General features: G+C 67.3%; 22 protein-coding genes, 2 tRNA genes and 1 other RNA gene. 15 read left to right on the top strand and 10 right to left on the bottom strand.

Annotation, left to right across the window (positions count from 1 at the left end; translation table 11 throughout):
* Positions 1–96 precede the first annotated feature (96 nt).
* Complete coding sequence (locus ACEN9K_RS13300) at positions 97–834, top strand: zinc ribbon domain-containing protein (protein WP_018769510.1); 738 nt, start codon at positions 97–99, stop codon at positions 832–834.
* A gap of 9 nt (positions 835–843) precedes the next feature.
* Here ACEN9K_RS13300 and ACEN9K_RS13295 read toward each other — a convergent pair whose 3' ends face one another.
* A complete protein-coding gene (locus tag ACEN9K_RS13295) occupies positions 844–1,608 on the bottom strand; it encodes a YaaA family protein (protein WP_488314517.1) in 765 nt (254 codons plus the stop codon).
* 56 nt (positions 1,609–1,664) lie between these two features.
* On the opposite strand from ACEN9K_RS13295, the gene rnpB reads away from it, so the two are divergent.
* The 5 genes from rnpB (at position 1,665) to ACEN9K_RS13270 (ending at position 5,587) form a co-directional block, all read left to right on the top strand.
* Positions 1,665–2,052: RNase P RNA component class A (gene rnpB, locus ACEN9K_RS13290), an RNA gene on the top strand.
* 44 nt (positions 2,053–2,096) lie between these two features.
* On the top strand, positions 2,097–2,630 hold the full coding sequence (locus ACEN9K_RS13285) for a TspO/MBR family protein (protein WP_223991914.1): 534 nt from the start codon (positions 2,097–2,099) through the stop codon (positions 2,628–2,630).
* Positions 2,631–2,899: 269 nt separating this feature from the next.
* A complete protein-coding gene (locus ACEN9K_RS13280; RefSeq protein WP_495634530.1) occupies positions 2,900–4,378 on the top strand; it encodes a glyceraldehyde-3-phosphate dehydrogenase in 1,479 nt (492 codons plus the stop codon).
* A gap of 74 nt (positions 4,379–4,452) precedes the next feature.
* Complete coding sequence (locus tag ACEN9K_RS13275; protein ID WP_488314519.1) at positions 4,453–4,662, top strand: hypothetical protein; 210 nt, start codon at positions 4,453–4,455, stop codon at positions 4,660–4,662.
* Between the two features lie 127 nt (positions 4,663–4,789).
* Complete coding sequence (locus ACEN9K_RS13270) at positions 4,790–5,587, top strand: HNH endonuclease family protein (protein ID WP_478223276.1); 798 nt, start codon at positions 4,790–4,792, stop codon at positions 5,585–5,587.
* Between the two features lie 32 nt (positions 5,588–5,619).
* Here ACEN9K_RS13270 and def read toward each other — a convergent pair whose 3' ends face one another.
* The 3 genes from def to orn form a co-directional block, all read right to left on the bottom strand.
* Positions 5,620–6,192 carry a peptide deformylase gene (gene def / locus ACEN9K_RS13265; protein WP_018769504.1) on the bottom strand — a complete coding sequence of 191 codons (573 nt, stop codon included), beginning with the start codon at positions 6,190–6,192 and terminating at the stop codon, positions 5,620–5,622.
* Positions 6,193–6,325: 133 nt separating this feature from the next.
* Positions 6,326–6,398: transfer RNA gene (locus ACEN9K_RS13260), tRNA-His, on the bottom strand.
* A 129-nt stretch (positions 6,399–6,527) separates the two neighbouring features.
* Positions 6,528–7,157 (bottom strand): oligoribonuclease, encoded by a 630-nt coding sequence (orn, locus tag ACEN9K_RS13255; RefSeq protein WP_081620198.1) that lies wholly within the window; start codon positions 7,155–7,157, stop codon positions 6,528–6,530.
* A gap of 154 nt (positions 7,158–7,311) precedes the next feature.
* Between orn and mptB the strand changes: the two genes are divergently transcribed.
* Positions 7,312–8,868 carry a polyprenol phosphomannose-dependent alpha 1,6 mannosyltransferase MptB gene (mptB, locus tag ACEN9K_RS13250; protein WP_018769502.1) on the top strand — a complete coding sequence of 519 codons (1,557 nt, stop codon included), beginning with the start codon at positions 7,312–7,314 and terminating at the stop codon, positions 8,866–8,868.
* Positions 8,869–8,892: 24 nt separating this feature from the next.
* Here mptB and ACEN9K_RS13245 read toward each other — a convergent pair whose 3' ends face one another.
* Positions 8,893–9,600, bottom strand: a complete 708-nt coding sequence (locus tag ACEN9K_RS13245; RefSeq protein WP_018769501.1) for a DNA alkylation repair protein — start codon at positions 9,598–9,600, stop codon at positions 8,893–8,895.
* Positions 9,601–9,681: 81 nt separating this feature from the next.
* On the opposite strand from ACEN9K_RS13245, the gene ACEN9K_RS13240 reads away from it, so the two are divergent.
* Positions 9,682–10,584, top strand: coding sequence for an aldose 1-epimerase family protein (locus ACEN9K_RS13240; RefSeq protein ID WP_268003237.1), 903 nt, complete (start codon positions 9,682–9,684; stop codon positions 10,582–10,584).
* Positions 10,585–10,618: 34 nt separating this feature from the next.
* Here the strand turns inward: ACEN9K_RS13240 and ACEN9K_RS13235 are convergent, their stop codons facing one another.
* Entirely contained in the window at positions 10,619–11,380 is a 762-nt protein-coding gene (locus ACEN9K_RS13235; RefSeq protein ID WP_144599809.1) for an alpha/beta hydrolase, read from the bottom strand.
* Positions 11,380–12,468: a LacI family DNA-binding transcriptional regulator gene (locus ACEN9K_RS13230; protein ID WP_495634529.1), complete on the bottom strand. Its 1,089-nt coding sequence runs from the start codon at positions 12,466–12,468 to the stop codon at positions 11,380–11,382. Before ACEN9K_RS13230 ends, ACEN9K_RS13235 begins: the two co-directional genes overlap by 1 nt.
* A 168-nt stretch (positions 12,469–12,636) precedes the next feature.
* On the opposite strand from ACEN9K_RS13230, the gene ACEN9K_RS13225 reads away from it, so the two are divergent.
* The 3 genes from ACEN9K_RS13225 to ACEN9K_RS13215 are packed head-to-tail and all read left to right on the top strand — an operon-like array spanning position 12,637 to position 15,856.
* Positions 12,637–13,806, top strand: a complete 1,170-nt coding sequence (locus ACEN9K_RS13225) for a Gfo/Idh/MocA family protein (RefSeq protein ID WP_495634528.1) — start codon at positions 12,637–12,639, stop codon at positions 13,804–13,806.
* The gene (locus tag ACEN9K_RS13220; protein WP_134164643.1) at positions 13,806–15,020 is read left to right on the top strand and encodes a dihydrodipicolinate synthase family protein; all 1,215 of its coding nucleotides are present in this window, start codon (positions 13,806–13,808) and stop codon (positions 15,018–15,020) included. Before ACEN9K_RS13225 ends, ACEN9K_RS13220 begins: the two co-directional genes overlap by 1 nt.
* Positions 15,017–15,856 carry a sugar phosphate isomerase/epimerase family protein gene (locus ACEN9K_RS13215; protein WP_495634527.1) on the top strand — a complete coding sequence of 280 codons (840 nt, stop codon included), beginning with the start codon at positions 15,017–15,019 and terminating at the stop codon, positions 15,854–15,856. The genes ACEN9K_RS13220 and ACEN9K_RS13215 overlap by 4 nt, the downstream gene beginning before the upstream one ends.
* A 126-nt stretch (positions 15,857–15,982) precedes the next feature.
* Here ACEN9K_RS13215 and xylB read toward each other — a convergent pair whose 3' ends face one another.
* Positions 15,983–17,416, bottom strand: a complete 1,434-nt coding sequence (xylB, locus tag ACEN9K_RS13210; RefSeq protein ID WP_223991901.1) for a xylulokinase — start codon at positions 17,414–17,416, stop codon at positions 15,983–15,985.
* Positions 17,417–17,419: 3 nt separating this feature from the next.
* The gene (gene xylA / locus ACEN9K_RS13205) at positions 17,420–18,607 is read right to left on the bottom strand and encodes a xylose isomerase (protein WP_018769493.1); all 1,188 of its coding nucleotides are present in this window, start codon (positions 18,605–18,607) and stop codon (positions 17,420–17,422) included.
* A 144-nt stretch (positions 18,608–18,751) separates the two neighbouring features.
* Between xylA and ACEN9K_RS13200 the strand changes: the two genes are divergently transcribed.
* Positions 18,752–19,978 (top strand): ROK family protein, encoded by a 1,227-nt coding sequence (locus ACEN9K_RS13200; RefSeq protein WP_018769492.1) that lies wholly within the window; start codon positions 18,752–18,754, stop codon positions 19,976–19,978.
* Between the two features lie 49 nt (positions 19,979–20,027).
* On the opposite strand, the gene ACEN9K_RS13195 is transcribed toward ACEN9K_RS13200, so the two are convergent.
* Positions 20,028–20,100: transfer RNA gene (locus ACEN9K_RS13195), tRNA-Arg, on the bottom strand.
* 206 nt (positions 20,101–20,306) lie between these two features.
* On the opposite strand from ACEN9K_RS13195, the gene ACEN9K_RS13190 reads away from it, so the two are divergent.
* From ACEN9K_RS13190 to ettA, 3 genes are all read left to right on the top strand, one after another.
* Entirely contained in the window at positions 20,307–20,858 is a 552-nt protein-coding gene (locus ACEN9K_RS13190) for a single-stranded DNA-binding protein (protein ID WP_495634526.1), read from the top strand.
* Positions 20,859–21,072: 214 nt separating this feature from the next.
* Positions 21,073–21,642: a DUF6993 domain-containing protein gene (locus tag ACEN9K_RS13185; protein ID WP_495634525.1), complete on the top strand. Its 570-nt coding sequence runs from the start codon at positions 21,073–21,075 to the stop codon at positions 21,640–21,642.
* Between the two features lie 61 nt (positions 21,643–21,703).
* On the top strand, positions 21,704–23,386 hold the full coding sequence (gene ettA / locus ACEN9K_RS13180) for an energy-dependent translational throttle protein EttA (protein ID WP_018769489.1): 1,683 nt from the start codon (positions 21,704–21,706) through the stop codon (positions 23,384–23,386).
* Positions 23,387–23,437 lie beyond the last annotated feature (51 nt).

Raw genomic sequence — 23,437 nt, 5'->3', positions numbered from 1 at the left:
ATAGCGCGAGGCAGGGAAGCGGGGCCACGCGCTAGAGTCTAGGAAGCGCCGGTTCGGTGCCCGGCCACGGCCGGAAGGGATTTATCGGAGGTAACAGTGGCCAAGGCAGCACCGGCGGAACAGTTGAAGTTGCTTGAACTGCAGGGGCTGGACGCCCGGCTGAAGGGCCTCACCAACCGCCGCCGCACGCTGGAAGACGATCCCCGCATCAAGGACCTCGAAGCCGCGCTCTCTGTCGCCAACGGTGAACTGGGAGCAGCCAAGGTGGCCGTGCACGATGCCGAGGCCGCGCTTAAGCGGGCGGAAGCCGACGTCGAACAGGTTGCTTCACGGATCGAACGCGACGAGGCCAGGCTCAACAGCGGCACCGGCCTTTCCAAGGACCTGGTTGCACTGCAAAAAGACATCGCCTCGCTCAACAAGCGGCGCTCCGACCTTGAGGACGTGGAGCTGGAGGTCATGGAGCGGCTGGACAGCCTGCGGGAACGGCAGGCGGCGCAGCAGCAGATTGTCGACGACATCCAGGGCTCCTTTGCCACCATCCGGGCCGAACTTGACGCGGCCCTCGCGGAGGTGGAAACGGAAGCGGCAGGGCTTCGCGCGCAGCGCGCCGCATTCGCTGCAGGCCTGGAGGCGGGCATGCTGGCGGTTTATGAAAAGACGCTTGCCAAGCGCGGAGTGGGCGCGGCCCGGCTGTTCCACGGCACCTCCGAAGCCTCCGGCATGAAGCTCAGCCCCGGCGACCTCGCGGAGATCAAGGCTTCGGCCGCGGACGACATCGTGTTCTGCCCGGACTCCGGCGCCATCCTGGTCCGCTCGGACGAGTGGTCCTGACCGGCCGGATCAGCCCGGCAGGATGATGTTCAGGGCGTGCGGCCTGCGGGCCGTGCCCGGCACCAGTTCTGCGTCCCACTTCTCGCGGGCAGCCTTCAAAAGGTCCGATGGCGCCGCCGGGGCTTTACCGCGCCGTACCAGCAGGTGCCGCGCCAGTTCCCCCCGGGTGTGCTTGGCGAAGTGGCTCACCACTTTGCGGACCCCACCTGTTTCGGTGAAGACGTTGACCGCCACGGTCTGTTCCGGCGGCGGTGCCCAGGCGGCTGCATAGGTGCTGGACCGGCAGTCCACCACCAGGTGCCCCCGGGCGGCGCTGCCCAGGGTTTCGCCAAGCTGCGTCTTCCAGAACGGGGCCAGCCTGCCGACGTCGGGCAGTGCCGTGCCCATGGAGAGCCGGTAGGCGGGGACGCTGTCGCCGAAGCGAAGGGCACCCCACAGGGCCGAGATCACCAGGACGGACGCGTCCGCCTTGCGCCGCTGGGCCGGTGTCAGGCTCCGATAGCCAAGGGCGTCGTACAGGACGCCGGAATAGATGCTGTGTGCGGGCGCTGCCGGCTCGGCGCCCAGGCGCGTATTGCGTTCCACGTCCTCACGCAGTGATGCGCCCACGCCCAGCAGGGCGAGGGCGTCCTGGTGGGCACTGACGGTTCCCAGCGCTTCGAGGACCTTGGCGCGGTAGGGGTTCAATTCCGGAAAGCCGAGCGTGGACCAGTCGACGGCGGGTCCCCGGAGCGCGGGTGTCTTGCCTTCGGAAGGGGGAAGCAGAATCAGCACCGTCCGATCCTACCGGCGCAAAAGCGGGTGGCGGCGCCGGTAGACTGGACGGCGGATGGGACAGCCAGGCGGCCGCGCGTCACGCAAGTGGCTCGAGGAACGTCCGGGCTCCGCAGGGCAGGGTGGTGGGTAACGCCCACTCGGGGTAACCCGCAGGCCAGTGCCACAGAAAACAGACCGCCTCCATTGCCGGCTTTGGCCGGGAAGGGCAGGTAAGGGTGAAACGGTGGTGTAAGAGACCACCAGCTTCCCGGGTGACCGGGAAGGCTAGGTAAACCCCACCCGGAGCAAGGCCAGACAGGACACGTTCGAGGGCTGCCCGCCCGAGTGTCCGGGTAGGCCGCTGGAGGGTGCCGGCAACGGTACTCGTAGATGGATGGCCGTCGCTCCCTTTCCGGTAACGGCAGGGGAGAACAGAACCCGGCGTACCGGCTGTCCCATCCACATTCCGCGTTTGACCTAGGGCGATGCGTTGGGGATGCTGGACCGTGCCCGTTATTCCTGATCCCCGTCCCGCCGCCCGGGCCGGCGTCCCCGGCATCCGTTCCCAGGTCGTTGCGCTTGGCGGGTTCCTGGCGCTGTCCGCCGCGGCGTGGGTCATCGCTTCGGTTCCCATCATCCTGAATTCCAACGGGTGGTACGCCGGTTCGGTGAAGGCGCCGTGGATGCCGCCGCCGTGGATGTTCCGGAGCACCTGGATGGCGCTGTACACCGGCGTGGCGGCAGCCGCGTGGCTGGTCTGGCGCAAGGGCGGCCTGACCGGGAGCACCCGTGCAGGCTACATTGTCCAGCTGCTGCTCAACGCGGCGTGGCCGGCGGCCTTTTTTGCCCTGTACCCAATGCTCGGAGCTGCCGCTCTCTGGGCTGCGTTCGGGGTTATCTGCGCACTCGCCGGAACCTTGGTATTCCTGATCCTGCGCTTCGGGCCGGTGGACGCCGCCGCCGGCCTCCTGGTGCTGCCGTACTTTTCCTGGCTTGTCTTTTCCGCCAGCCTGAACCTCTACTCAGCCGTCCACAACTGAGTCCGGCAACACCACGGCTGCGGGGCATCCCGGCCATGTGAGTGATTTCACGCAGCGCAAGCGTGTTCCCGGCGGCGGGCCAAATTAGAATGGATCCCGGACGCAGGAGTTCTACCGCCGAAAGTTGCGTTCGCAACCGGCGGTTTTTCTTTGCACGCGATCCAGGCGCCTGGGGGCCATCCCTGCAGGCGCGGGTGCCCCTGGACATCATCAGGTGGCCTACATCTGTGTACGAGGACGTACACGGCTGAACCGAGGAAGGTATTTCTGTGAGCCAGACGTCTGATTCTTGTCTTGATACGTGGATGGGCCGGGAGGCCCTCGCCGAGGCCATGATCCCGGTGATCGGCAGGCTGTACCGCGAAAACAACGTGGTCACCAGCATCCACGGCCGGAGCCTGATCAACAAGTCCACCATGAACATCCTCAAGGCGCACCGCTTTGCACGCCGGATGAGCAAGGACGAACTGCTCCTCGAGGACACCGCGCCCCTGCTGAACACGCTGGCCGGACTGGAGCTGGGCGCTGCCGCGATCGACATCGCCCGCCTGAACCAGAAGTTCAAGGAAGAAGGCAACGGCGCCACCCTGGAGGAGTTCCTCCGCGCTGAGCTCGCCGAAATCGTTGGCAAGCGGGGCGGCGATGACCGCACCAGCACCGACGTCGTGCTCTACGGCTTTGGCCGCATCGGCCGGCTCCTGGCCCGCCTCCTCATCGAAAAGGCCGGTGGCGGCCACGGACTGCGCCTGCGCGCCATCGTGGTGCGCCGCGGCTCCGACAACGACCTCTCCAAGCGCGCCAGCCTGCTGCGCCGCGACTCCGTCCACGGGTCCTTCGAGGGCACCATCCGGATCGACGAGGACGCCAACACCATCACCGCCAACGGCGTGCAGATCCAGGTCATCTACTCCAACGACCCCGCCACCATCGATTACACCGCCTACGGCATCAAGGATGCCCTGGTGGTGGACAACACCGGCCGCTGGCGCGACGCCGAGGGACTTTCCCAGCACCTGCAGAGCAAGGGCGTGGCGCGGGTCCTCCTGACCGCACCGGGCAAGGGAGAGCTGAAGAACATCGTCCACGGCATCAACCACCGGGACATCACAGACTCGGACCGGATCGTCTCCGCGGCGTCCTGCACCACCAACGCCATCACCCCCGTGCTGAAGGCCATCAACGACAAGTTCGGCGTGGTGCAAGGGCACGTGGAAACCGTCCACTCCTTCACCAACGACCAGAACCTGATCGACAACTTCCACAAGGGCGACCGCCGCGGCCGCTCTGCAGCCCTGAACATGGTCATCACCGAAACCGGCGCCGCCAAGGCAGTGGCCAAAGCCCTGCCCGAACTGCTCGGAAAGCTGACCGGCAGCTCCATCCGCGTCCCCACCCCGGACGTATCGCTGGCCATCCTGAACCTCAGCCTGGAAAACGGCACCACCAAGGACGAGGTCAACAACTACCTCCGTGAAATGTCGCTGCACTCGGACCTCCGCAAGCAGATCGACTACATCGACTCACCCGAGGTTGTCTCCACCGACTTTGTCGGCTCCCGCCGCGCCGGCATTGTTGATGGACTCGCTACGGTCTCCACGGACAAGAACCTGGTCCTCTACGTCTGGTACGACAACGAATTTGGCTACAGCTGCCAGGTGGTGCGCGTTATGGAGGAAATGGCCGGCGTGAACCCGCCGTCGTTCCCCGCCAAGGAAAGCGCCGCCGCCCTGGCCGCCATCGCGGTCTGACCCTGTCCGCCACGTCCAGCGAATTCCCGGCTGGTTCTCTGGAATCAGCCGGGAAAGGGGACCACACTGGTGGCATGGACAACGAATCGACTCTTCAGCACGACACCACCCTCGAACACGCCCTGGACGTGGCCAAGTCGAACCACAAGGAAGCAGTGCGGCTGCTTGAACGCGCCCGCGCCGCACACGCGGCCGGGGATGTCAGCCAGGACCGCGTGCGCCAGCTCGAGGGACTGCTGGCCATTGCCGAGGAAGACCTTCGAAGGGTCACCAGGGAGCAGTAGCCCAGAGGCGGCCGCGCCGGCCGTGTGAGCCATCACTCGTCCTCAACAGTGTGGATATCACCGGCTTGGGGTGCCCTTTGTCCTAGGCTCTTGGGGTGCCTGACTTTCCCCTTCCGGCGTCGACGCCTTGACCGTCCACTGGGCTGCCTACCGCCGCGCACGCCGCCGTTCCCGGCAGGCCTGGGCGCTGCTGGCAACGGCCGCAGTATGCATCGTCGCTGCCCTGTCGTGGTTCTTCACCGCAGGACAGTTTGCAGCCGCAGGGCCGGCGCCGGAGGGCCCGACCGAGGCGCCGGTCTTCGATGCCCAGTGGATGAAACCGGTGCAGGAACCAAACCCCGTACCGGCGGGCAGTGCCCTCTCTGCACTCGACGGCCTCGCCGTGAAGGGCCGGGCACCGAACACCGGCTACAGCCGCGAGGCCTTCGGCCCGGCGTGGCTGGATGTCGACAGGAACGGCTGCGATACCCGCAATGACATCCTGCGACGGGACCTTGCCGGCGTGGTGTTCGCCGAAGGCTCCACCTGCAAGGTAACGGCCGGTCACTTCCGGGAACCCTATACAGGCCAGGACGTGGACTTCCAGCGCGGTTCAGACAGCAGCCGGGCTGTCCAGATCGACCATGTGGTGGCGCTCGGGGATGCCTGGCAGAAGGGGGCCCAGGGCCTGGCGCCCAAGGAACGCCAGAGCCTGGCCAACGACCCCCTGAACCTGATTGCCGCGGACGGCGCTGCCAACCAGCAGAAGAGCGCAGCGGACGCCGCCACGTGGCTGCCGAAGAACACCGCACTGCGCTGCCATTACGTGGCCCGCCAGATCTCTGTGAAGGCCGCCTACGGCCTGTGGGTGACGGCTGCCGAGAAGGACGCCATGAAGCGTGTCCTCGGCTCCTGCCCCCGGCAGGAAACCATCACTGCCCGCTGACGGGGACCGGAAGGGATGAGTGGCCGAACTTGTCAGTGGCCGAACGGATCCGGGTCCACGCCGGGCATCCACGTCAACCCCGGCACGCCCCACCCGTTTTTCTTCGCCTGCTTCCTGGCTTTGCGGGAATAGCGGTCAATCAGCCGGTTGACATACAGCTTTCCGTCCAGGTGGTCGTATTCGTGCTGGATTACCCGGGCGAACCAGCCCGTTGCCTCAAACTTCACCGGGTTTCCAAAGCCGTCGAACCCCTCCACCCGGGCCCATTCGGCCCGCTTGAGCGGATACTGCTCACCGGGGAAGGAAAGGCAGCCCTCCTCCTCCTCATCAGGGTCGGGCGCCGCGCCGGAGACCTTGGACAGTGTCAGCACGGGATTCACCAGTACACCGCTTGGGGGAGCGCCATCGTCGTTGGCGTACTTGTAAACGAAGATTCTCTTGCCCACGCCGATCTGCGGGGCGGCGAGGCCCACGCCATGCGCGGCTTCGTTGGTTTCGAACATGTCGGCAATGAGGGTGCGCAGTTCGTCGTCGAAAACCTCCACCTCGGCCGCGCGCCGGTGCAGGACAGGCTCGCCCCAGATGGTGATTGGCAGAACGGTCATATCAGTTGTCCCTCGGCTTTCGCGGTGTCCCCGGTTTTCCTGCGCGTACCCCCGGTGGGGCACAACAAAGGAGGCCGCACCGGATATCCGGTGCGGCCTCCCATGTTGACGGCTGCATGTGCCGCCCCGTGAGGGTGAGCGACGGGGGTTGAACCCGCGACCTCCTGGACCACAACCAGGCGCTCTGCCAACTGAGCTACGCCCACCATGTGCTTCAAGTGAAATCCGCCTTAGCGGCTCCCTGGAAACGCAACTCAAATAGCTTACCTGTTCGGAAGGAGTGCTTTGTCCACTTTTAGCGATTTTCGCCAAATTTCACCGAAACGTGGCGCAGATTACTCCCCGGACTGCCCGGCGGACCCGCCGGTGGTGATCCCCTGGGCGATCTTCTGGGCGGTGGCGCTGTCAGGTCCGGGCGCGGGGACGAAAACGGCTTCGCGGTAGTACCGCAGTTCATCGATCGAATCCTTGATGTCCCCGAGTGCGCGGTGTCCACCCTTTTTGGCCGGTGACTGGAAGTAGGCACGCGCGTACCAGCGGCGCGACAACTCCTTGATGGTGCTGACGTCGATGACCCGGTAGTGGAGATGTTCCACCACGGCGGGCATGTCCCGCGACAGGAACACGCGGTCCGTGCCCACCGAGTTGCCGCCCAGCGGCGCCTTGCGTGGATCCGGAACCCAGGCGGAGATGTACTCCATTACCGCGGCCTCGGCTTCTGCCATCGTCTTGCCGTGCGGAAGTTCCGCCAGCAGCCCCGACTTGGTGTGCATGTCCCGGACGAAGTCGGACATCTGTGCAACCGCGGCGTCGTCGGGTTTGATGACCACGTCAACGCCGTCACCCAGGATGTTCAGTTCCGAATCGGTGACCAGGGCTGCCACCTCGATGAGGGCGTCGTTCTTGATGTCCAGACCGGTCATTTCGCAGTCGATCCAGACGATTCGTTCGTTAGATATAGGCACCGGACCAGCCTACCGTTACACTCCCGGACCCCCTGCCGATGCTAGGATTTCGGGTACGCGGCGGGTCGCCCTTCCGCCCTGAACCATGTCCTGGCCGGCCCGTGCGGCGCGCCGGGCAAACCGCGGAAACGCAAGAAGATTGGACAATCCTGAGATGACGGCGCCTGTGCCCGCAACGGGGGAGATGGCGGCGGCCGGCAGTGCTGGAACGGGCAGTGCCGAGGTGGACAATCCGCGCTCGCCACTGCTTGTCGGTTTCCTGGGGTCCGTGTTCATGCTGTTCGGATCCTTCGGCGTGGGCTGGCTGGCCCCGGTATCGGAACTGCGCCGCATGCCCCTGTTTATCTGGATGCGCACTGAAGCCCCCGGCGTGGCCCTGTCCATCGTCCTGGTGGCGGTGGGGGGCATGCTGCTGGTGCGCGCCTGGCTGCGCCTTGGCCAGAAGGTCCGGGTGTGGGGACCGCAGGCGCGGCGGGCCACCCTGGCCGCGCTTGCGGCGTGGGGGCTTCCCATGATGTTCAGCGTGCCGCTCTTCAGCCGTGACGTCTACGCCTATATCGGGCAGGGGCGGCTGATGGTGGAGGGCTTCAACCCCTACGAAAACGGCATCTCCGCCCTGTCCAACTACTTCCAGCTCGGCGCGGACAAGATGTGGACCGAAGCCCCGGTTCCCTACGGCCAGCTGTTCCTGTGGATTGAACAATTTGTCGTCTGGGCCACCAACGTCCAGCCGGAGGCCTGCGTCATGCTGTTCCGGCTGGTGGCGGTGGCCGGCGTGGTCCTGTGCGTCATCTACGTGCCCCGGCTCGCGGAACTTCACGGCGTCAACCCGCACCGTGCCCTCTGGCTGACCGTGGCGAACCCGCTTTTCCTGACCAACTTCATCGCCAGCGTGCACAACGACTCCCTGATGATCGGGCTGGCCCTGGCGGGGCTGTACTACTCCGCCACCCGCCGGGAAATCCTCGGCATTGTGATCGTGACCCTGTCCATCGCCGTCAAGCCCATCACCATCGTCTTCCTGCCGTTCATCGGCCTCCTCTGGGCAGGGAAGAATGCTGGCTGGCTGCGGAAGGCTGCCTTCTGGGCGTTGACGGCCGGCATCAGCCTCGCGCTCCTGGCCGCGATGAGCCTGGTCAACGGATTCGGCTTCGGCTGGATCAACGGGCTGTCCGCTCCCGGCAGCATCTCCATCTGGTATGCCCCGGTGGGGCTGATCGGCATGGTGGTGGGATCGCTGGCCAACGCGTTCGGCCTGGACGGGTCGGTGCCGGCGGGCTGGGTGTTCGACGCCGGGAAGCTGCTTGCCGTGGGCATCGTCGCCTGGCAGATCCTCAAGGGGGACTACGACCGGCTGATGCGCCGGCTGGCCCTCGGTTTCGCCGCCGTGGTGCTGCTGGCCCCCATCATCCAGTCCTGGTATGTCGTCTGGCTGATCCCGCTCTTCGCCGTGACCGGGATCCGCAACGACTGGCAGGTCAAGGCCCTGTACTTCGTGGTGTCGTTCTTCATGATCTACGCCATTTCGGACCAGCTGGACGTCTTCCCCTACCTGCAGACCCAGGATCTGGGCTTCGCCCTTGCCCTGGCACGGATCGCCGCGGCGCTGACGGCTCTCCTGTTCGCCCTGTACCTGATCTTCTGGGACCCCGGCACCCGCAGGCTGTTCCGCAAAACGCACGAGCCCGTCGTCGAACGTCCCGTGATCTAGCCGTACGCCCATCTGCCAGGCGCACTACTGCGGCGCCGGTACGGCGGCGATCCCGCGCAGGGCCTCCCTGCGTGACAACGCGCTCATGGCGGGTCCCTGCCGGGCGACGAAGGCTTCCACCCACTCCGGCGCCGTCTTGCCATATTCGCGCAGGGCCCAGCCGATCGCCTTCCGGATGAAGAACTCCCGGTCCGCCAGGTTCGGCTCAATGACGGCCGCCAGCAACGCGGTGTCAGTGTCCTTCTTCGCACGCAGTTGCGACGTGATGGAGGCCCTGCGGATCCAAAGCTCGGGGTCGTGGCTCCACAGCCTCAGGGTTGCCGACACCGGGGCCCGGTGCGCCTGCAGCAGCCCGCAGATCCGGCCGGACACGCCATCCGCGAAATCCCACCAGGCGCCGGTGCGGATGATCTCCTCGTAGACGGGCAGCATGTCCAGGTCCCGGGCCACCAGCCGGTGCCCGGTCAGGTCTATGGCCGCATACCGTTCCTCCCGGAAGGTGGAGGTGCGCCAGAGCTCCAGTACCGTGGCGCGCAGTTGCCCGGCAGAGGCGGGCGGAAAGTCAGCCGCAGCCCGGGCCGCGATCCGCCGCACGTCCGGAACCCGGACGCCCAGCGAGGGAATCGCTGACCTCATGTAGGCCTGGGCGCCGGTGGCACGCTCCGGGTTGGCGAGTTCCCGGAGCGCGCCTTTGACGGCGGCGATGAGCTCCTGGTCGGCGGCGGTGTCCATGGGGCCAACTTTAGCCACCCGCCAAGGGCCGGGGTGGGGTACGCTGGTGAGCGCTAACACAATCAGAACCTGGGGGAATCCATGCCCGGCACCGAGATCCACCTCGCCCACGGACCCTACTCCGCCGTCGTCACCCGGCGCGGCGGGGCGCTCCGCGAACTGCGCCACGGGAACCGGGACCTGGTGGTGGGCTTCGGGCCCGAAGGCCCCGTGCCTGACTACCGCGGCGTCATCTGCGCGCCCTGGCCCAACCGGCTGGCCGACGGCACCTACACCTATGCCGGGAAACCGTACACGGCCGCCGTCAACGAACCCGAACGCGGCGCCGCGCTGCACGGCCTGGCCATCCATCAGGCGTGGAAGGTGCTGGAGGCGGCCGCGGACCGGGCGGTCCTGGGCTGCCGCATCCCGTCAGGCCCGGAGTACCCGGCCGACCTGGACCTCAGCGTCACCTACTCGCTTTCCGCTGACGGGCTCCACAGCACCGTCCTGGCCGTCAATGCCGGCCCCGTTGCCGCGCCCTACGGGGTGTGCCCACATCCCTACCTGGTGGCCGGGCCCTCCCCGCTGGATGACTGGTCGCTGGAACTTCCGGCCGCTGCCTACCTGGAGGTCACGCCGGACCGGCTGCTTCCCGTGGGGATGCGGGAGGTGGGCGCAGGTGCCTTTGACTTCCGCTCGCCCCGCCGGCTGGGAGAGGTGAAGATCGACCACGCCTTCACGGACATCTCCCGGGACGCCGCCGGCCTGGCACGCGTCCGGGTGCTGGATCGGTCGGGGACCGGCGTGGAACTGGAATGGGGGGCGGAGTGGCCCTGGGTCCAGGTGCATACGGGGGACAAGCCTGCCGGCCCGGACCGGCTCGGCCTGGCCGTTGAGCCCATGACGTGCCCTCCGGATGCCCTGCATTCCGGCACGGACCTGGTGCACCTGCAGCCCGGCGCATCACATTCCGCGGACTGGACCATCCGGGCGCTGCCCTAGCAGGCCGCCCTTCCGGCCACCGGCAGGGCCGGTCTCAGTTTCCTGCTGCCGTGCCGGCCGGGGAGCCGGCCCATCCGGCGCGCTGCAGCCACGCCGCGCACAGGGACGTCCATTGCCCGGGCCCTGGTTCGCCGGCCGCGAGTCCCAGCCCGTGCCGTCCTTCAGGGAAAACATGCAGTTCCGCCGGAACGCCGGCAGCAATCAGTGCCCTGGCATAGTTCAGGCTGTTGCTGACCGGGACGGCCTCGTCGTCGGCGGTGTGCCAAATGAATGCCGGCGGTGTGCGGGGCGTGACGTTCAGCTCCGCCGAGAGTGCCGTGAGGAGGGCCGACGGCGGTGCGTCGCCAAGGAGGTTGGCCACCGAGCCCTGGTGGGCTTCGTGGGTCAGGGACGCCACGGGGTAGCACAGCACCGAAAGATCCGGCACCGCCGCGGGATTGTCGAGGTCCGGCTTCCCCGTGGCAGCCGCCGTGCACAAGGTGGCGGCCAGGTGCCCGCCCGCGGAGAATCCCAGGACGCCGACGCGCTCCGCGTCCACGGGGAGCCCGTGCTCCCCGTTCCGGATGTGGAGCATGGCTTCCTTGGCGTCTTCCAGCGGGGCCGGGTGCCGCTCCGGGGCCACCCGGTAGCGGAGGACGAAGGCGTGGATCCCCAGTGCGGCAAGCCATTCTGCCACCGGCTCGGCTTCGTGGTCTGCCTGGCGGGCATAGCCCCCGCCCGGCAGGACCAGGATGGCAGGACGCGGGCCCGCGGCGCCGGAACGGGCGGCCACCGCGGTAAGTCCCCGCGGTGCCATCAGGCTGCCGCTTCCGTGCTGCGCCGCAGGGTTACCTCTCCGGTGATGCCGCCGGGAGCGGCGGCCTCCACCTCGCCGCCGTCGCCGTCGGCCGGATTCCGGCCAGTGGCCCTGGTGGCAAGGCGCCCGATGTCTTCCAGGGGCAGCCGGACAGTGGACAGGGCGGGGCGGAAGTCGCGGAGGGTTTCAATGTCGTCAAAGCCGGCGATGGCTGCGTCGCGGGGGATCCGCAGCCCCTCGGACCGCAGGGCTGCTGCGGCGCCGATGGCCATGACGTCATTGACCGCAAAAATACACAGCCTGGGTGCGGCCCCGTCCCCGGACTGGGCTGCTTTGATCCTGGCGGCCAGTTGAAGTCCTGCCTCATATCCACCGGACCGGTTGAAGGCCGTGCGGAGCACCTCTGCCGGCCGCCGCCCGGCGCGCTCCAACCCTTCCTGGAAGCCGCGGACACGGTCATCGGACGTCAGGAGGCCCTCAGGGCCGCCGATGATCACGAAGTCGCCGTCCCAGCCTTCCGCAAGCCCGGCGGCGAGCTGCCCGGCCAGCTCCTGGTTGGGGACTTTCACCACGTGGTACCCCTCCGGAGCGGTTGCACCCACGACGGGATGTCCCACCACGGCAACCCGGCCGCCGTTGCGGCAGTAGCGGTCAAGTTCGGCAGCCAGTTCGGCGTTGCCCTCCCGGTCCTCTTCCCGGCAGGTACGGGAACCGGCGATCACAATGGAGTCCGCGCGCCGCGCCGCGAAGGCGGCCACTGCTTCCTTCTCTTCGGCCGGGCCGCCTCCGGTGGTGGCGAGCAGCACCATTTTGCGTTGTTCCCGGGCGGCTTCCTGCACGCCCCTGGCGATGGCCGCGAAATAGGGGTCGGCAATGTCATGCACAATCAGGCCGATCAGGCCGGAGCTGGATTTCGCCAGGCCCTGCGCCTGGGCGTTGGGGATATAGCCCAGCGATTCAGCTGCCTGCCGGACGCGGTCGGCAATGTCCTTGCCCGGTTTACGGGCCGAGCCATTCAGCACGCGGGAAGCGGTGGCGGGCGAGACGCCGGCCAGGCGGGCCACCTCGGTAAGGGTACTTGCAGCCACTGCATCTCCTGGTGGTCGGTACGGGCTCAAAGGCTAAGCACATTATGACAGTTCAAACTACTTCCGGAAAGCGCTTGCCAACGGAAAGCGCGCCGTGCATTATTGAAGCAGCGGGAACGCGCTTTCCCAGACAACTTCAGTACATTGCTCACTCACCGTGGAGGACACATGGGCTACGAAACCAAAACGATCCGCATCGCCATGAACGGCATTACCGGCCGGATGGGCTACCGCCAGCACCTGCTGCGCTCCATCCTGCCCATCCGCGATGCCGGCGGCTTCACCCTCGAGGACGGAACCAGGGTCCAGGTTGAACCCATCCTGGTGGGCCGCAACGAGGCCAAGATCCGCGAGCTGGCGGAAAAGCACAAGGTCTCCGAATGGTCCACCGACCTGGACGCCGTGATCAGCGACCCCACTGTCGACGTCGTGTTCGACGCCTCGATGACCAGCCTCCGCGCCGCCACCCTGAAGAAGGCCATGCTGGCCGGCAAGCACATCTTCACGGAGAAGCCCACGGCGGAAACGCTGGAGGAGGCCATTGAACTGGCGCGCGTCGGCAAGGAAGCCGGCGTCACTGCCGGTGTTGTCCACGACAAGCTGTACCTGCCCGGCCTGGTCAAGCTCCGCCGCCTGGTGGATGAAGGCTTCTTCGGCCGCATCCTTTCCATCCGCGGCGAGTTCGGTTACTGGGTCTTCGAAGGCGACATCCAGTCAGCCCAGCGTCCGTCCTGGAACTACCGCCAGGAGGACGGCGGTGGCATGACCACGGACATGTTCTGCCACTGGAACTACGTCCTCGAGGGCATCATCGGCAAGGTCAAGAGCGTCAACGCCAAGACGGCCACCCACATCCCCACCCGCTGGGACGAGGCCGGCAAGGAATACAAGGCCACCGCCGACGACGCCTCCTACGGCATCTTCGAACTCGAGACTCCGGCCGGAGACGAAGTCATCGGCCAGATCAACTCCTCCTGGGCAGTGCGCGTGTACCGCGACGAACTGGTGGAATTCCAGGTGGACGGCACGCACGGTTCCGCCGTCGCCGGCCTGAATAAGTGTGTCGCCCAGCAGCGCGCACACACCCCCAAGCCCGTATGGAACCCGGACCTGCCCGTCACCGAATCCTTCCGGGACCAGTGGCAGGAAGTTCCCGCCAACGCCGACCTGGACAACGGCTTCAAACTGCAGTGGGAAGAGTTCCTCCGCGACGTCGTGGCCGGCCGCGAGCACCGCTTCGGCCTGCTGTCCGCCGCCCGCGGCGTCCAGCTCGCCGAACTTGGCCTGCAGTCCAGCGGCGAACGCCGCACCATCGATATCCCGGAGATCACCCTCTAATGACGTCCCTCATCCTTCCCTCCGAAGACGGCGGAACCAGGGAGTACCGCCTTCAGGGCGGCGCCGCCTGGGCCCGGCCCACTGCGCCCCTGACTGCACGGCGCGCCTATGCGGCCGCCCATGTCATCCCCGAGGTGCTGGCGGACAATACGCCCGGTGCCCCGGCCCGCCTGGACTGGGACGCCACCATGGCGTACCGCCACGAACTGTGGTCCTACGGTCTGGGCGTCGCCGATGCCATGGACACAGCCCAGCGCGGCATGGGCCTGGACTGGGCAGCGACGCAGCAGCTCATCAAGCGCACGGGAGTGGAAGCCGCATCCGTGGTTTCCGCCAACAACCCGGCCACCGCCGGCAAGTCCGTCCGTGACCTCGTCTCCTGCGGCGCCGGAACCGACCAGCTGGACACCGCTGCACTGCCCACCGGCGAAGCAGGCATCCAGGCGGTGCTCGAGGCCTACCGCGAGCAGATTGCCGTGGTTGCCGAGGCCGGACCCAAGGTCATCCTGATGGCCTCCCGGGCCCTGGCCAGGGTCGCCGGCGGCCCGGAGGACTACCTGCGGGTGTACTCCACCCTGCTGCAGGAAGTGGACCAGCCGGTCATCCTGCACTGGCTGGGCACCATGTTCGATCCCGCGCTCGCCGGCTACTGGGGCTCGGACGACGTCGCAACCGCCACCGAAACCTTCCTGGGCCTCATCAGGGACCACGCGGACAAGGTGGACGGCGTCAAGGTCTCGCTGCTGGATGCCGGCCACGAAGTTGCCCTGCGGGCGGCACTGCCCGAGGGCGTCCGCCTCTACACCGGGGACGACTTCAACTACCCCGAACTGATCGACGGCGACGGCAGCCACCACTCGGACGCCCTGCTGGGCATCTTCGCGGCGATCTATCCCGCCGCCTCGGTGGCCCTGCAGAACTATGACGCCGGCAACCCGGCGAAGGCGCGGGAGATTTTGGACTCCACCCGCGAACTGGGCAAGCACATCTTCAGCGCCCCCACGTTCTACTACAAGACCGGCATCGCGTTCATGTCCTGGCTCAACGGCAAGCAGCCCGGCTTCCAGATGGTGGGCGGCCTGCACTCCGGCCGCTCGGTATGCCACCTGGCCAGGACCTTCGAACTCGCCGACCAGGCCGGCCTGCTCAGGGACCCGGCGCTGGCAGCCTTCCGGATGTCGGACTACCTGCGGATCAACGGGGTGGGAGTATGAGCGACTTCTCCCGCCTCTCCATCAACAGTGCCACCACCAAGAAGTGGACGCTCGCCCAGGTCGTCGAGGGCTGCGTCAACGCCGGGATCCCCGCCATCGGACCGTGGCGGGACCGGGTGGAGGAGGCCGGCCTGGACAAGGCCGCCCGCCTGATCAAGGACGCCGGGCTGCGTGTCTCCTCGCTGTGCCGCGGCGGATTCCTCACCGCCCCCGATCCAGAGGGCCAGGCGGCCGCGCTCGCGGACAACAAGGCAGCCATCCTGGAAGCCGTGGCACTGGACACCAGGGAGCTCTTCCTGGTGGTCGGCGGCCTGGCGCCGGGGGAGAAGGACGTGGTGGCAGCCCGCCAGCGCGTCGCCGACCGGCTCGCCGACCTGGTTCCGTTTGCGCAGGAAAACGGCGTACGCCTGGTCCTGGAACCGCTGCACCCGATGTATGCGGCTGACCGCGCGCTGATCTCCACCCTGGGCCAGGCGCTGGACCTTGCAGCGCCCTTCGACGCCTCAACGGTGGGGGTCGCCGTCGATACCTTCCACGTCTGGTGGGACCCGGAACTGAAGGCGCAGATCGAGCGGGCCGGCCGGGAGAGCCGCATCGCCTCCTACCAGGTGTGCGACTTCAACATGCCCATCGCGGCCGATCCGCTGCTGTCCCGCGGCTACATGGGCGACGGCGTGGTGGACTTTGCCACCATCGGCACCTGGGTGCGGGATGCCGGGTACACCGGCGACATCGAAGTGGAAATCTTCAATCAGGAGATCTGGGACACGGACGGCAATACCGTCCTGGCCACAGTAAAGGAGCGCTACGCGGAGCTCGTCCTCCCGTACGCCTGACCTGACCCAAGACCGCGGGCTCCTGCCACGTTCCCAACATGACTGGCAGGAGCCTGCGCCCCACGTGGAAAGGACCCGGACCGGCGGTGGATGCCCACCGCGGGTCCGGGTCCCTTTGTTTCTTTGTTACCTGTTGCTGCCCTGGGTATACAGCGAGGCGAACCGCCGGTACCGGGCCAGCACGCCGCCGTCGTCCTTCCCCAGTGGAAGGTCGACGGCGCCAGCAGCCCATGCAGGGAAACGTCCGGTGAGGGCCGCCGCTGCCTGGCGTGCCGCGCCGTCGGCAACATACTCACCCGGCTCCGGCACTGTGACGGGTGTTCCCAGCAGGGCCGCTGCGACTTCCTGCACGGCGGTGGATTGGGCGCCCCCGCCCACCAGGAGGATCCGGCGGGCAGACACGCCCTGGGCCTGCAGCGCCGCCAGGCCGTCGGCCAGGGAGCAGACCACGCCTTCGACGGCGGCGCGCGCCAGGTTGGCCGGGGTGTAGTTGGCACGCGTGATGCCGTGCAGGGTACCCGTGGCGTCCGGCAGGTTGGGTGTCCGTTCCCCGTCAAGGTAGGGCACCAGGGTGAGCCCTCCGGCGCCGGAACCGGCAGACAGGGCCAGCCGGTTGAACTCCGGCAGGTCCACGCCCAGCAGCGCCGCCGTGGCATCAAAGACCCGGGTGGCGTTCAAGGTGCAGACCAGCGGCAGGTAGTGCCCGGCAGCGTCGGCAAACCCCGCCACCAGTCCGGACGGATCTGCCGCCGGTGTTTCCGAGACGGCGAAAACGGTGCCGGATGTGCCCAGGGACATCACGACGTCGCCCAACCCCGCCCCTGCGCCAAGCGCGGCGGCCGCGTTGTCCCCGGCACCCGCTGCCAGGACGCTGCCTGCGGGAGTCCGTCCGGCCGCCTCCAACGGGCCAAGAACCCTGGGGACGGCAGGAACGTGGCCGAGCGCCGCGGACAGGACGTCCGGAAGGTAGTTGTCCTCCGCCGTCGAGTAGTACCCCGTGCCTGATGCGTCGGAGCGGTCTGTGGCCAAGGCGGCAAGCCCTTCGGCGCCGCTGCCCGGGCCGAAGCCGGCGAGCCGCCACGTCAGCCAGTCGTGCGGAAGGCAGACAGCGGCCACCTTTGCCGCATTCTCCGGTTCGTTTTCCGCCAGCCAGTGCAGCTTGGTCACCGTGAGGGAAGCAACGGGGACAGTTCCGGTGGTGCGGGCCCAATACTCGGCGCCGGCGGCGGGATCGCCGCCGCCGGCATCCTTGATGAGCTCCACGGCCGCGCCGGCGCTGCGGGTGTCGTTCCACAGCAGCGCCGGGCGGATGACGGCACCGTCGCTGTCCAGGCAGACCATGCCGTGCTGCTGCCCGCCCACCGAGACGGCGCTGACGTCATCCAGCCCGCCGGCGTCGGCCGCCGCCTTTTGAAGGGCAGTCCACCAATGGTCCGGATGAACCTCGCTGCCGGCAGGGTGCGTGGCCCGGCCCTGGCGGACGAGTGCTCCGGTATCCGCGTCGCGGATCACCACCTTGCAGGACTGGGTGGAGCTGTCGATGCCTGCGACGAGCACCATGGCCTAGTGGGCGCCGAGGAGGTGTTCGATGGCGAGCTGGTTGAGGCGCACGAAGGCAAAGGAGCGTTCGGCTGCCTTGTCGGCGTCGAAGTCCTGGAATGCTGCGGCGTCGGCCAGCAGGTCGGCGGTGGTTTCGCCGGCCTTGAGGGTGGGTTCGCCGAGTTCGAAGACGCCGGAGGTCTTGAGGGCTTCCTGTACCTGCGGGTCGGCGCGGAAGGCCAGGGCGCGTTCCTTCAGCAGCAGGTACATGGACATGTTGGCCTTGGCCGACTCCCACACGCCGTCGTAGCCATCGGTGCGGGAGGGCTTGTAGTCGAAGTGCCGGGGGCCGTCATAGGTAGGGCCGCCGCCGGGGAAGCCGTTCTCGAGCAGGTCCACGGTGAAGAAGGCGCTGGTCAGGTCCCCGTGTCCGAAGACGAGGTCCTGGTCGTACTTGATGCCGCGCTGGCCGTTGAGGTCGATGTGGAAGAGCTTGCCGGCCCACAGGGCCTGGGCGATGCCGTGGGTGAAGTTCAGTCCGGCCATTTGCTCGTGGCCGGTTTCGGGGTTCAGGCCCACGATGTCGCCGTGCTCGAGCTGGGCGATGAAGGCCAGGCCGTGGCCCACGGTGGGCAGGAAGATGTCGCCGCGGGGTTCGTTGGGCTTGGGCTCGAGCGCGATCCGCAGGTTGTAGCCCTTGTCCTTGATGTAGCCGGCGGCGGTGTCCACGCCTTCCTTCATCCGGTCCAGGGCGGCGGCCAGGTCCTTGGAGCCGTCGTATTCGCTGCCTTCCCGGCCGCCCCACATGACAAAGGTTTCGGCGCCGAGTTCGGCGGCGAGGTCGATGTTGCGCAGGACCTTGGAGAGGGCGAAGCGGCGGATCGAGCGGTCATTCGAGGTGAAGCCGCCGTCCTTGAAGACAGGGTGGCTGAACAGGTTGGTGGTCACCATGGGAACTTTCAGCCCGGTCTCGGACAGGGCCGCGCGGAAGTTCTTCAGGATCAGGTCCCGCTCCGAGGCGGAGGCATCAAACGGGACAAGGTCGTTGTCGTGGAACGTGATGCCGTACGCGCCCAGTTCTGCCAGGCGGTGCACGGCCTCCACCGGGTCCAGCGCGGCACGGGTGGCGACGCCGAACGGATCGGCGCCGGTCCAGCCGACGGTCCAGAGACCAAAAGTGAATTTGTCGGCGGGGGTGGGCGTAAGAGTCATGATGCGTCCTTGCGATCGGGCTCCGCGGAGGTGCGAAGCTTTAGTTTATTGCCTGAACTATATGAGCCGTCGTAGGGTTGGGTCAAGAGTCCCGGCTGGAAAACAGCCGGAAAATCTGTCGGAACTTGGACGGGGAGGTTTGTGATGGTGATGCCGGCGCCTGCAGTGGCGGGACCCGGAGGCGCTGCCCCCGGAAGCGTGGCGGATGTCCGGCGCAGCAACCTGGCACTGGTCCTTGGCGCAATCGCCGAGTTTCCGCCAGGCGTCCATCCCAGCCGCGCCCAGCTGGCCGGAGCCACCGGACTGACCAAGGCATCAGTGTCCAGCCTGGTGCTGGACCTCCTTGACGCAGGGATCGTCCGCGAAATCGGCCTCAACCCGCAGGGGCGGGGCCGTCCCGGCGTGGGTCTGGAACTCAGCCCCAGCCGGGCGGTCATGGGGATGGAAATCAACGTCGACTACATCTCCGCGGCAGTGGTGGACCTCGCCGGAACCGTCCTCGTCCGGGAGGAAGAGGAACGCGACAACCGCAACAGCCCGGACGGGCCGGTGCTGTCCGCGCTCGCAGCCCTGGCCGCCCGGGTCAGGAGCACGGCGGGGGAGCACGGCGTCGAGGTCCTGGGTGGCGGACTTGCCGTGCCCGGGCTCGTTGACCCGGCCCTGGCGCGGGTGCTCACCGCTCCGAACCTGGGCTGGGTCAATGCGGACCTGGACCTGGAGGCGCTGCTGCCCGAAGCTCCCCTTGGGGTGGCGCTGTTCAATGAAGCCAACGCCGCAGCCCTCGCCGAACTGCGGCACCGGCCGGACGGGGCGTCGGACTTCCTCTTCGTCTCCGGCGAGGTGGGCGTCGGTGGCGGGATAGTCATCGGATCAGAGCTATTCACCGGTCCGCACGGCCACGCGGGCGAGGTGGGGCACATTGTGGTTGACCCCGACGGCGGGCATTGTTCATGCGGCGGGACCGGCTGCCTGGAGACCGTTGCCGGCCAGGACGCCATTTTTGCCGCGGCCGGCCTGGCCCTGGACCGGGGTTCCCGCTCCGCGGACATGTCCGCCCTGCTGCAGGCGCTGCGGGCCGGGGAGCCCCGGGCTGTTTCCGCCGTCGAACGTGCGGGACGCTGCCTGGGGATAGCACTCGCCTCGACGGCGCGGGTGGTCAACATCGAATCTGTGGTCCTTGGGGGCCACTTCGCGGTCCTCGAACCATGGCTGCGTGCCCCGTTGCTGGCGAGCCTGGACAAATATGCGCCAGGGAAATATGCATCCAGCCAGGTGACGATGTCCGCCGTTGGCGAGTCGGGCGCCCTTTTGGGGGCAGCCGGAAGCGTGATCCGCTCCCTGATGGAAGCGCCGCACCGGCTGCACGCGTAGCGCCACGCACAACGCCCCGGTCCGAAGACCGGGGCGCCATCCACTGCGGTGCCCCAGGAGGGAATCGAACCCCCGACCGGCGGATTAGAAGGCCGCTGCTCTATCCCCTGAGCTACTGAGGCGTTGGCTTCCGGCCTGCAGGCCGGCGCCTCAAAAAGTTTACATTGCCCGGCTGCCGGCGGTGTCATCCAGCCGCCACTCATCCTCCACACCGGCCTTTCCCCCGGACGTTGTCCACATAGGCAAACCCGTCCCTCCTGCCCGACGTGGTCCGGCGCGATGCTGGTCATGCCTGCTAAAGGCGCCACCATCCAGACAGGACGTAGACATGAGCGAAACCATCACCATCCGGGGCTTCGTGGCCACCGAGATAACCAGTTCCACCACGCCAGGGGGAGTGGCAACAGCTTCCTTCCGCATCGGTTCCACCACCCGCCGCTTCGACCGCGAATCCAGGACCTGGGGCGACGGGCACACCAACTGGTTCACCGTGCAGGGCTACCGCCAGCTGGCGGGAACCCTGGGGTGCAGCATCAGGAAGGGCCAGCCGGTCATCGTGGTGGGCAAACTGAAGATCCGCACGTGGGAAAAGGACGGGCGGGTGTACCACTCCGCCATCATTGACGCCGATGCCGTGGGGCACGACCTCTCCTTTGGGTCGGCAAACTTTATCCGCACCGCTTCCAGGCCGGCGCTCTCCCTCGTGGAGCAGCCGCCGGCCCCCGATGACGTCCCCGGGCTGGACCAGGACCCGGACGAGCCGGAGGACCGCGAAGATGAACACCCCGGGGATCCCGGCCACCCCGCCGTCGTCATTGAGGACAGCGACGGCGGTCTCACCTCCCTTGACCTGGAAACGGGGGAACTCGCCGAAGTCTAGGAACCACGTATCAGGTATCAGCGTTGCCCATCCAGTCCCGGGCGGACGGAATGGCGGCACCCCCGGCCGCCCTCCGGCCCCCCCGCCAACACCCGTCCGCCCGCCAACACCCCACATCCGCAGGCCCTTGACGGACACTGCGTCCCAGGCGAGCTCTGGTGCACTGCCCGTTTTCCGGGCCGGGCCGTCCCGTCACCCATGGCAGAATGACACCATGCGTCCCACCCCCCGTAAACGGCAGAAAAACCGCACCGGCGCAGCCCTGGCATCTGCAGTGCTGGCCTGCCTCCTGTCCGGGTGCACCGCTGCTCCGTCCGGAACCGGACCTGCAGCCGGGGGCAGCGGCAACCAGCCCTCACCGGCGGCCCCGGCGGCCGGTCCCGGTGCGGACGGACAACCGGTCCAGGCCACGGACTCCGCGACGCCGGGCAGTAATGCCGGCGGGGAACCGCTGGCCAACACGTCCGGCGGCGCGGTTTCGGCCGCAGCCGCCGCCGCCACCGAAACGGTGAAACGGACGGTTACGGATACCCTGACCAAACTGGCCACGGGAACGCCGAAACCTGCCACTGCCCAGGTCAGCGACGCCCTGACCGGGGCCGGCATCGCGCCGGCCGCCCTCCAGGTCTCGCAAAGCCGCACACCCACCGGGCTGGAGGCGGACGCCATCGAAGCCGCCGTGCTGCAGGGCAAGGACTGCGTCATCGGGCAGGTTCGCGAAGGTGCGGTGACCGTCACAGTCCTTCCGGTACTTGCCAGCGGCAAATGCTTCGTGGGCTCCTGATCCGGCTGACCTGTCCGCCGCAAATGTGAGATCTGCCCGCCAACCCACTAGATTTGAGACCATGGCGGAATTTATCTACACAATGACCAAGGCCCGCAAGGCCGTTGGCGAAAAACTCATTCTTGATGACGTAAGCATGTCCTTCTTCCCGGGCGCCAAGATTGGTGTTGTGGGCCCAAACGGTGCCGGTAAGTCCACCATCCTCAAAATCATGGCCGGGCTGGACACGCCCTCCAACGGCGAGGCCAGGCTCAGCCCCGGCTACAGCGTGGGCATCCTGCTCCAGGAACCGCCGCTTAACGAAGAAAAGACTGTCCTGGGCAACGTCCAGGAAGGCGTTGGCGAGATCTACGGCAAGATCCAGCGCTTCAACGAAATCTCCGAGGAAATGGCCAGCCCCGATGCTGACTATGACACCCTCCTCGAAGAGATGGGCAAGCTGCAGGAGGCCATCGACGCCGCCGACGCATGGGACCTCGATTCCCAGCTGGAACAGGCCATGGACGCCCTCCGGTGCCCGCCGGCCGATGCCGATGTCACCAACCTTTCCGGCGGTGAGCGGCGCCGCGTGGCACTGTGCAAGCTCCTCCTGCAGAAGCCCGACCTGCTGCTCCTCGATGAACCCACCAACCACCTGGACGCCGAAAGCGTGCTTTGGCTCGAGCAGCACCTCTCCAGCTACCCCGGCGCCGTCCTCGCCGTCACCCACGACCGGTACTTCCTGGACCACGTGGCGGAATGGATCGCGGAAGTGGACCGCGGCCACCTCTACCCGTACGAAGGCAACTACTCCACCTACCTGGAGAAGAAGCGCGCCCGCCTCGAGATCCAGGGCAAGAAGGACGCCAAGCAGGCCAAGCGCCTCTCCGAGGAACTCGAGTGGGTCCGGTCCAACGCCAAGGGCCGCCAGACCAAGTCCAAAGCCCGCCTGGCCCGTTACGAGGAAATGGCCGCCGAGGCCGACCGCACCCGCAAGCTTGACTTCGAGGAAATCCAGATCCCGCCGGGACCCCGCCTGGGTGGCCTGGTCCTGGAGGCCAGGAACCTCCAGAAGGGCTTCGATGAGCGTGTCCTGATCGATGGGCTGTCCTTCACCCTGCCCCGCAACGGCATCGTGGGGGTCATCGGCCCCAACGGTGTGGGCAAGTCCACCCTCTTCAAGACCATTGTCGGCCTGGAACCGCTGGACGGCGGCGAGCTCAAGATCGGTGACTCGGTCAAGATTTCCTACGCTGACCAGAGCCGCGGCGGCATCGACCCCAACAAGACCCTGTGGGAGGTTGTCTCCGACGGACTCGACTTCATCCAGGTGGGCAATGTTGAGATGCCGTCCCGTGCCTATGTGGCCGCTTTCGGTTTCAAGGGCCCGGACCAGCAGAAGAAGGCAGGTGTCCTGTCAGGGGGTGAGCGGAACCGCCTGAACCTGGCACTGACCCTGAAGCAGGGCGGAAACCTGCTGCTCCTCGACGAGCCCACCAACGACCTCGATGTCGAAACCCTCAGCAGCCTGGAAAACGCGCTGCTCGAGTTCCCCGGCTGCGCCGTGGTGGTCTCGCACGACCGCTGGTTCCTGGACCGCGTGGCCACGCACATCCTTGCCTACGAAGGTGACGACGAGAACCCCTCCAAGTGGTACTGGTTCGAGGGCAACTTCGAATCCTACGAGGAGAACAAGGTCCAGCGGCTGGGCCCCGACGCGGCCAAGCCGCACCGCGTCACCCACCGGCGCCTGACCCGCGACTGACCTGCCGGCCCCAAGGGCTCGTCAACAGGACGCCTGCGGGCCTGTTTGCAG

This window comes from Pseudarthrobacter sp. Pseusp20 (assembly GCF_059492155.1).
The sequence above is the reverse complement of the archived record's forward strand: the minus strand, read 5'-3'. Positions and strand labels throughout refer to the sequence as shown.

Excerpts from the sequence above, each read along its gene's own strand:
- ACEN9K_RS13185 (WP_495634525.1), top strand. The coding sequence starts at position 21,073 with ATGCGTCCCACCCCCCGTAAACGGCAGAAAAACCGCACCGGCGCAGCC.
- ACEN9K_RS13235 (WP_144599809.1), bottom strand. The coding sequence starts at position 11,380 with ATGGCACCGCGGGGACTTACCGCGGTGGCCGCCCGTTCCGGCGCCGCG.
- ettA (WP_018769489.1), top strand. The coding sequence starts at position 21,704 with ATGGCGGAATTTATCTACACAATGACCAAGGCCCGCAAGGCCGTTGGC.
- ACEN9K_RS13220 (WP_134164643.1), top strand. The coding sequence starts at position 13,806 with ATGACGTCCCTCATCCTTCCCTCCGAAGACGGCGGAACCAGGGAGTAC.
- ACEN9K_RS13225 (WP_495634528.1), top strand. The coding sequence starts at position 12,637 with ATGGGCTACGAAACCAAAACGATCCGCATCGCCATGAACGGCATTACC.
- ACEN9K_RS13275 (WP_488314519.1), top strand. The coding sequence starts at position 4,453 with ATGGACAACGAATCGACTCTTCAGCACGACACCACCCTCGAACACGCC.
- mptB (WP_018769502.1), top strand. The coding sequence starts at position 7,312 with ATGACGGCGCCTGTGCCCGCAACGGGGGAGATGGCGGCGGCCGGCAGT.
- xylA (WP_018769493.1), bottom strand. The coding sequence starts at position 18,607 with ATGACTCTTACGCCCACCCCCGCCGACAAATTCACTTTTGGTCTCTGG.
- def (WP_018769504.1), bottom strand. The coding sequence starts at position 6,192 with ATGACCGTTCTGCCAATCACCATCTGGGGCGAGCCTGTCCTGCACCGG.
- ACEN9K_RS13240 (WP_268003237.1), top strand. The coding sequence starts at position 9,682 with ATGCCCGGCACCGAGATCCACCTCGCCCACGGACCCTACTCCGCCGTC.
- ACEN9K_RS13200 (WP_018769492.1), top strand. The coding sequence starts at position 18,752 with ATGGTGATGCCGGCGCCTGCAGTGGCGGGACCCGGAGGCGCTGCCCCC.
- ACEN9K_RS13190 (WP_495634526.1), top strand. The coding sequence starts at position 20,307 with ATGAGCGAAACCATCACCATCCGGGGCTTCGTGGCCACCGAGATAACC.
- ACEN9K_RS13245 (WP_018769501.1), bottom strand. The coding sequence starts at position 9,600 with ATGGACACCGCCGCCGACCAGGAGCTCATCGCCGCCGTCAAAGGCGCG.
- xylB (WP_223991901.1), bottom strand. The coding sequence starts at position 17,416 with ATGGTGCTCGTCGCAGGCATCGACAGCTCCACCCAGTCCTGCAAGGTG.
- ACEN9K_RS13215 (WP_495634527.1), top strand. The coding sequence starts at position 15,017 with ATGAGCGACTTCTCCCGCCTCTCCATCAACAGTGCCACCACCAAGAAG.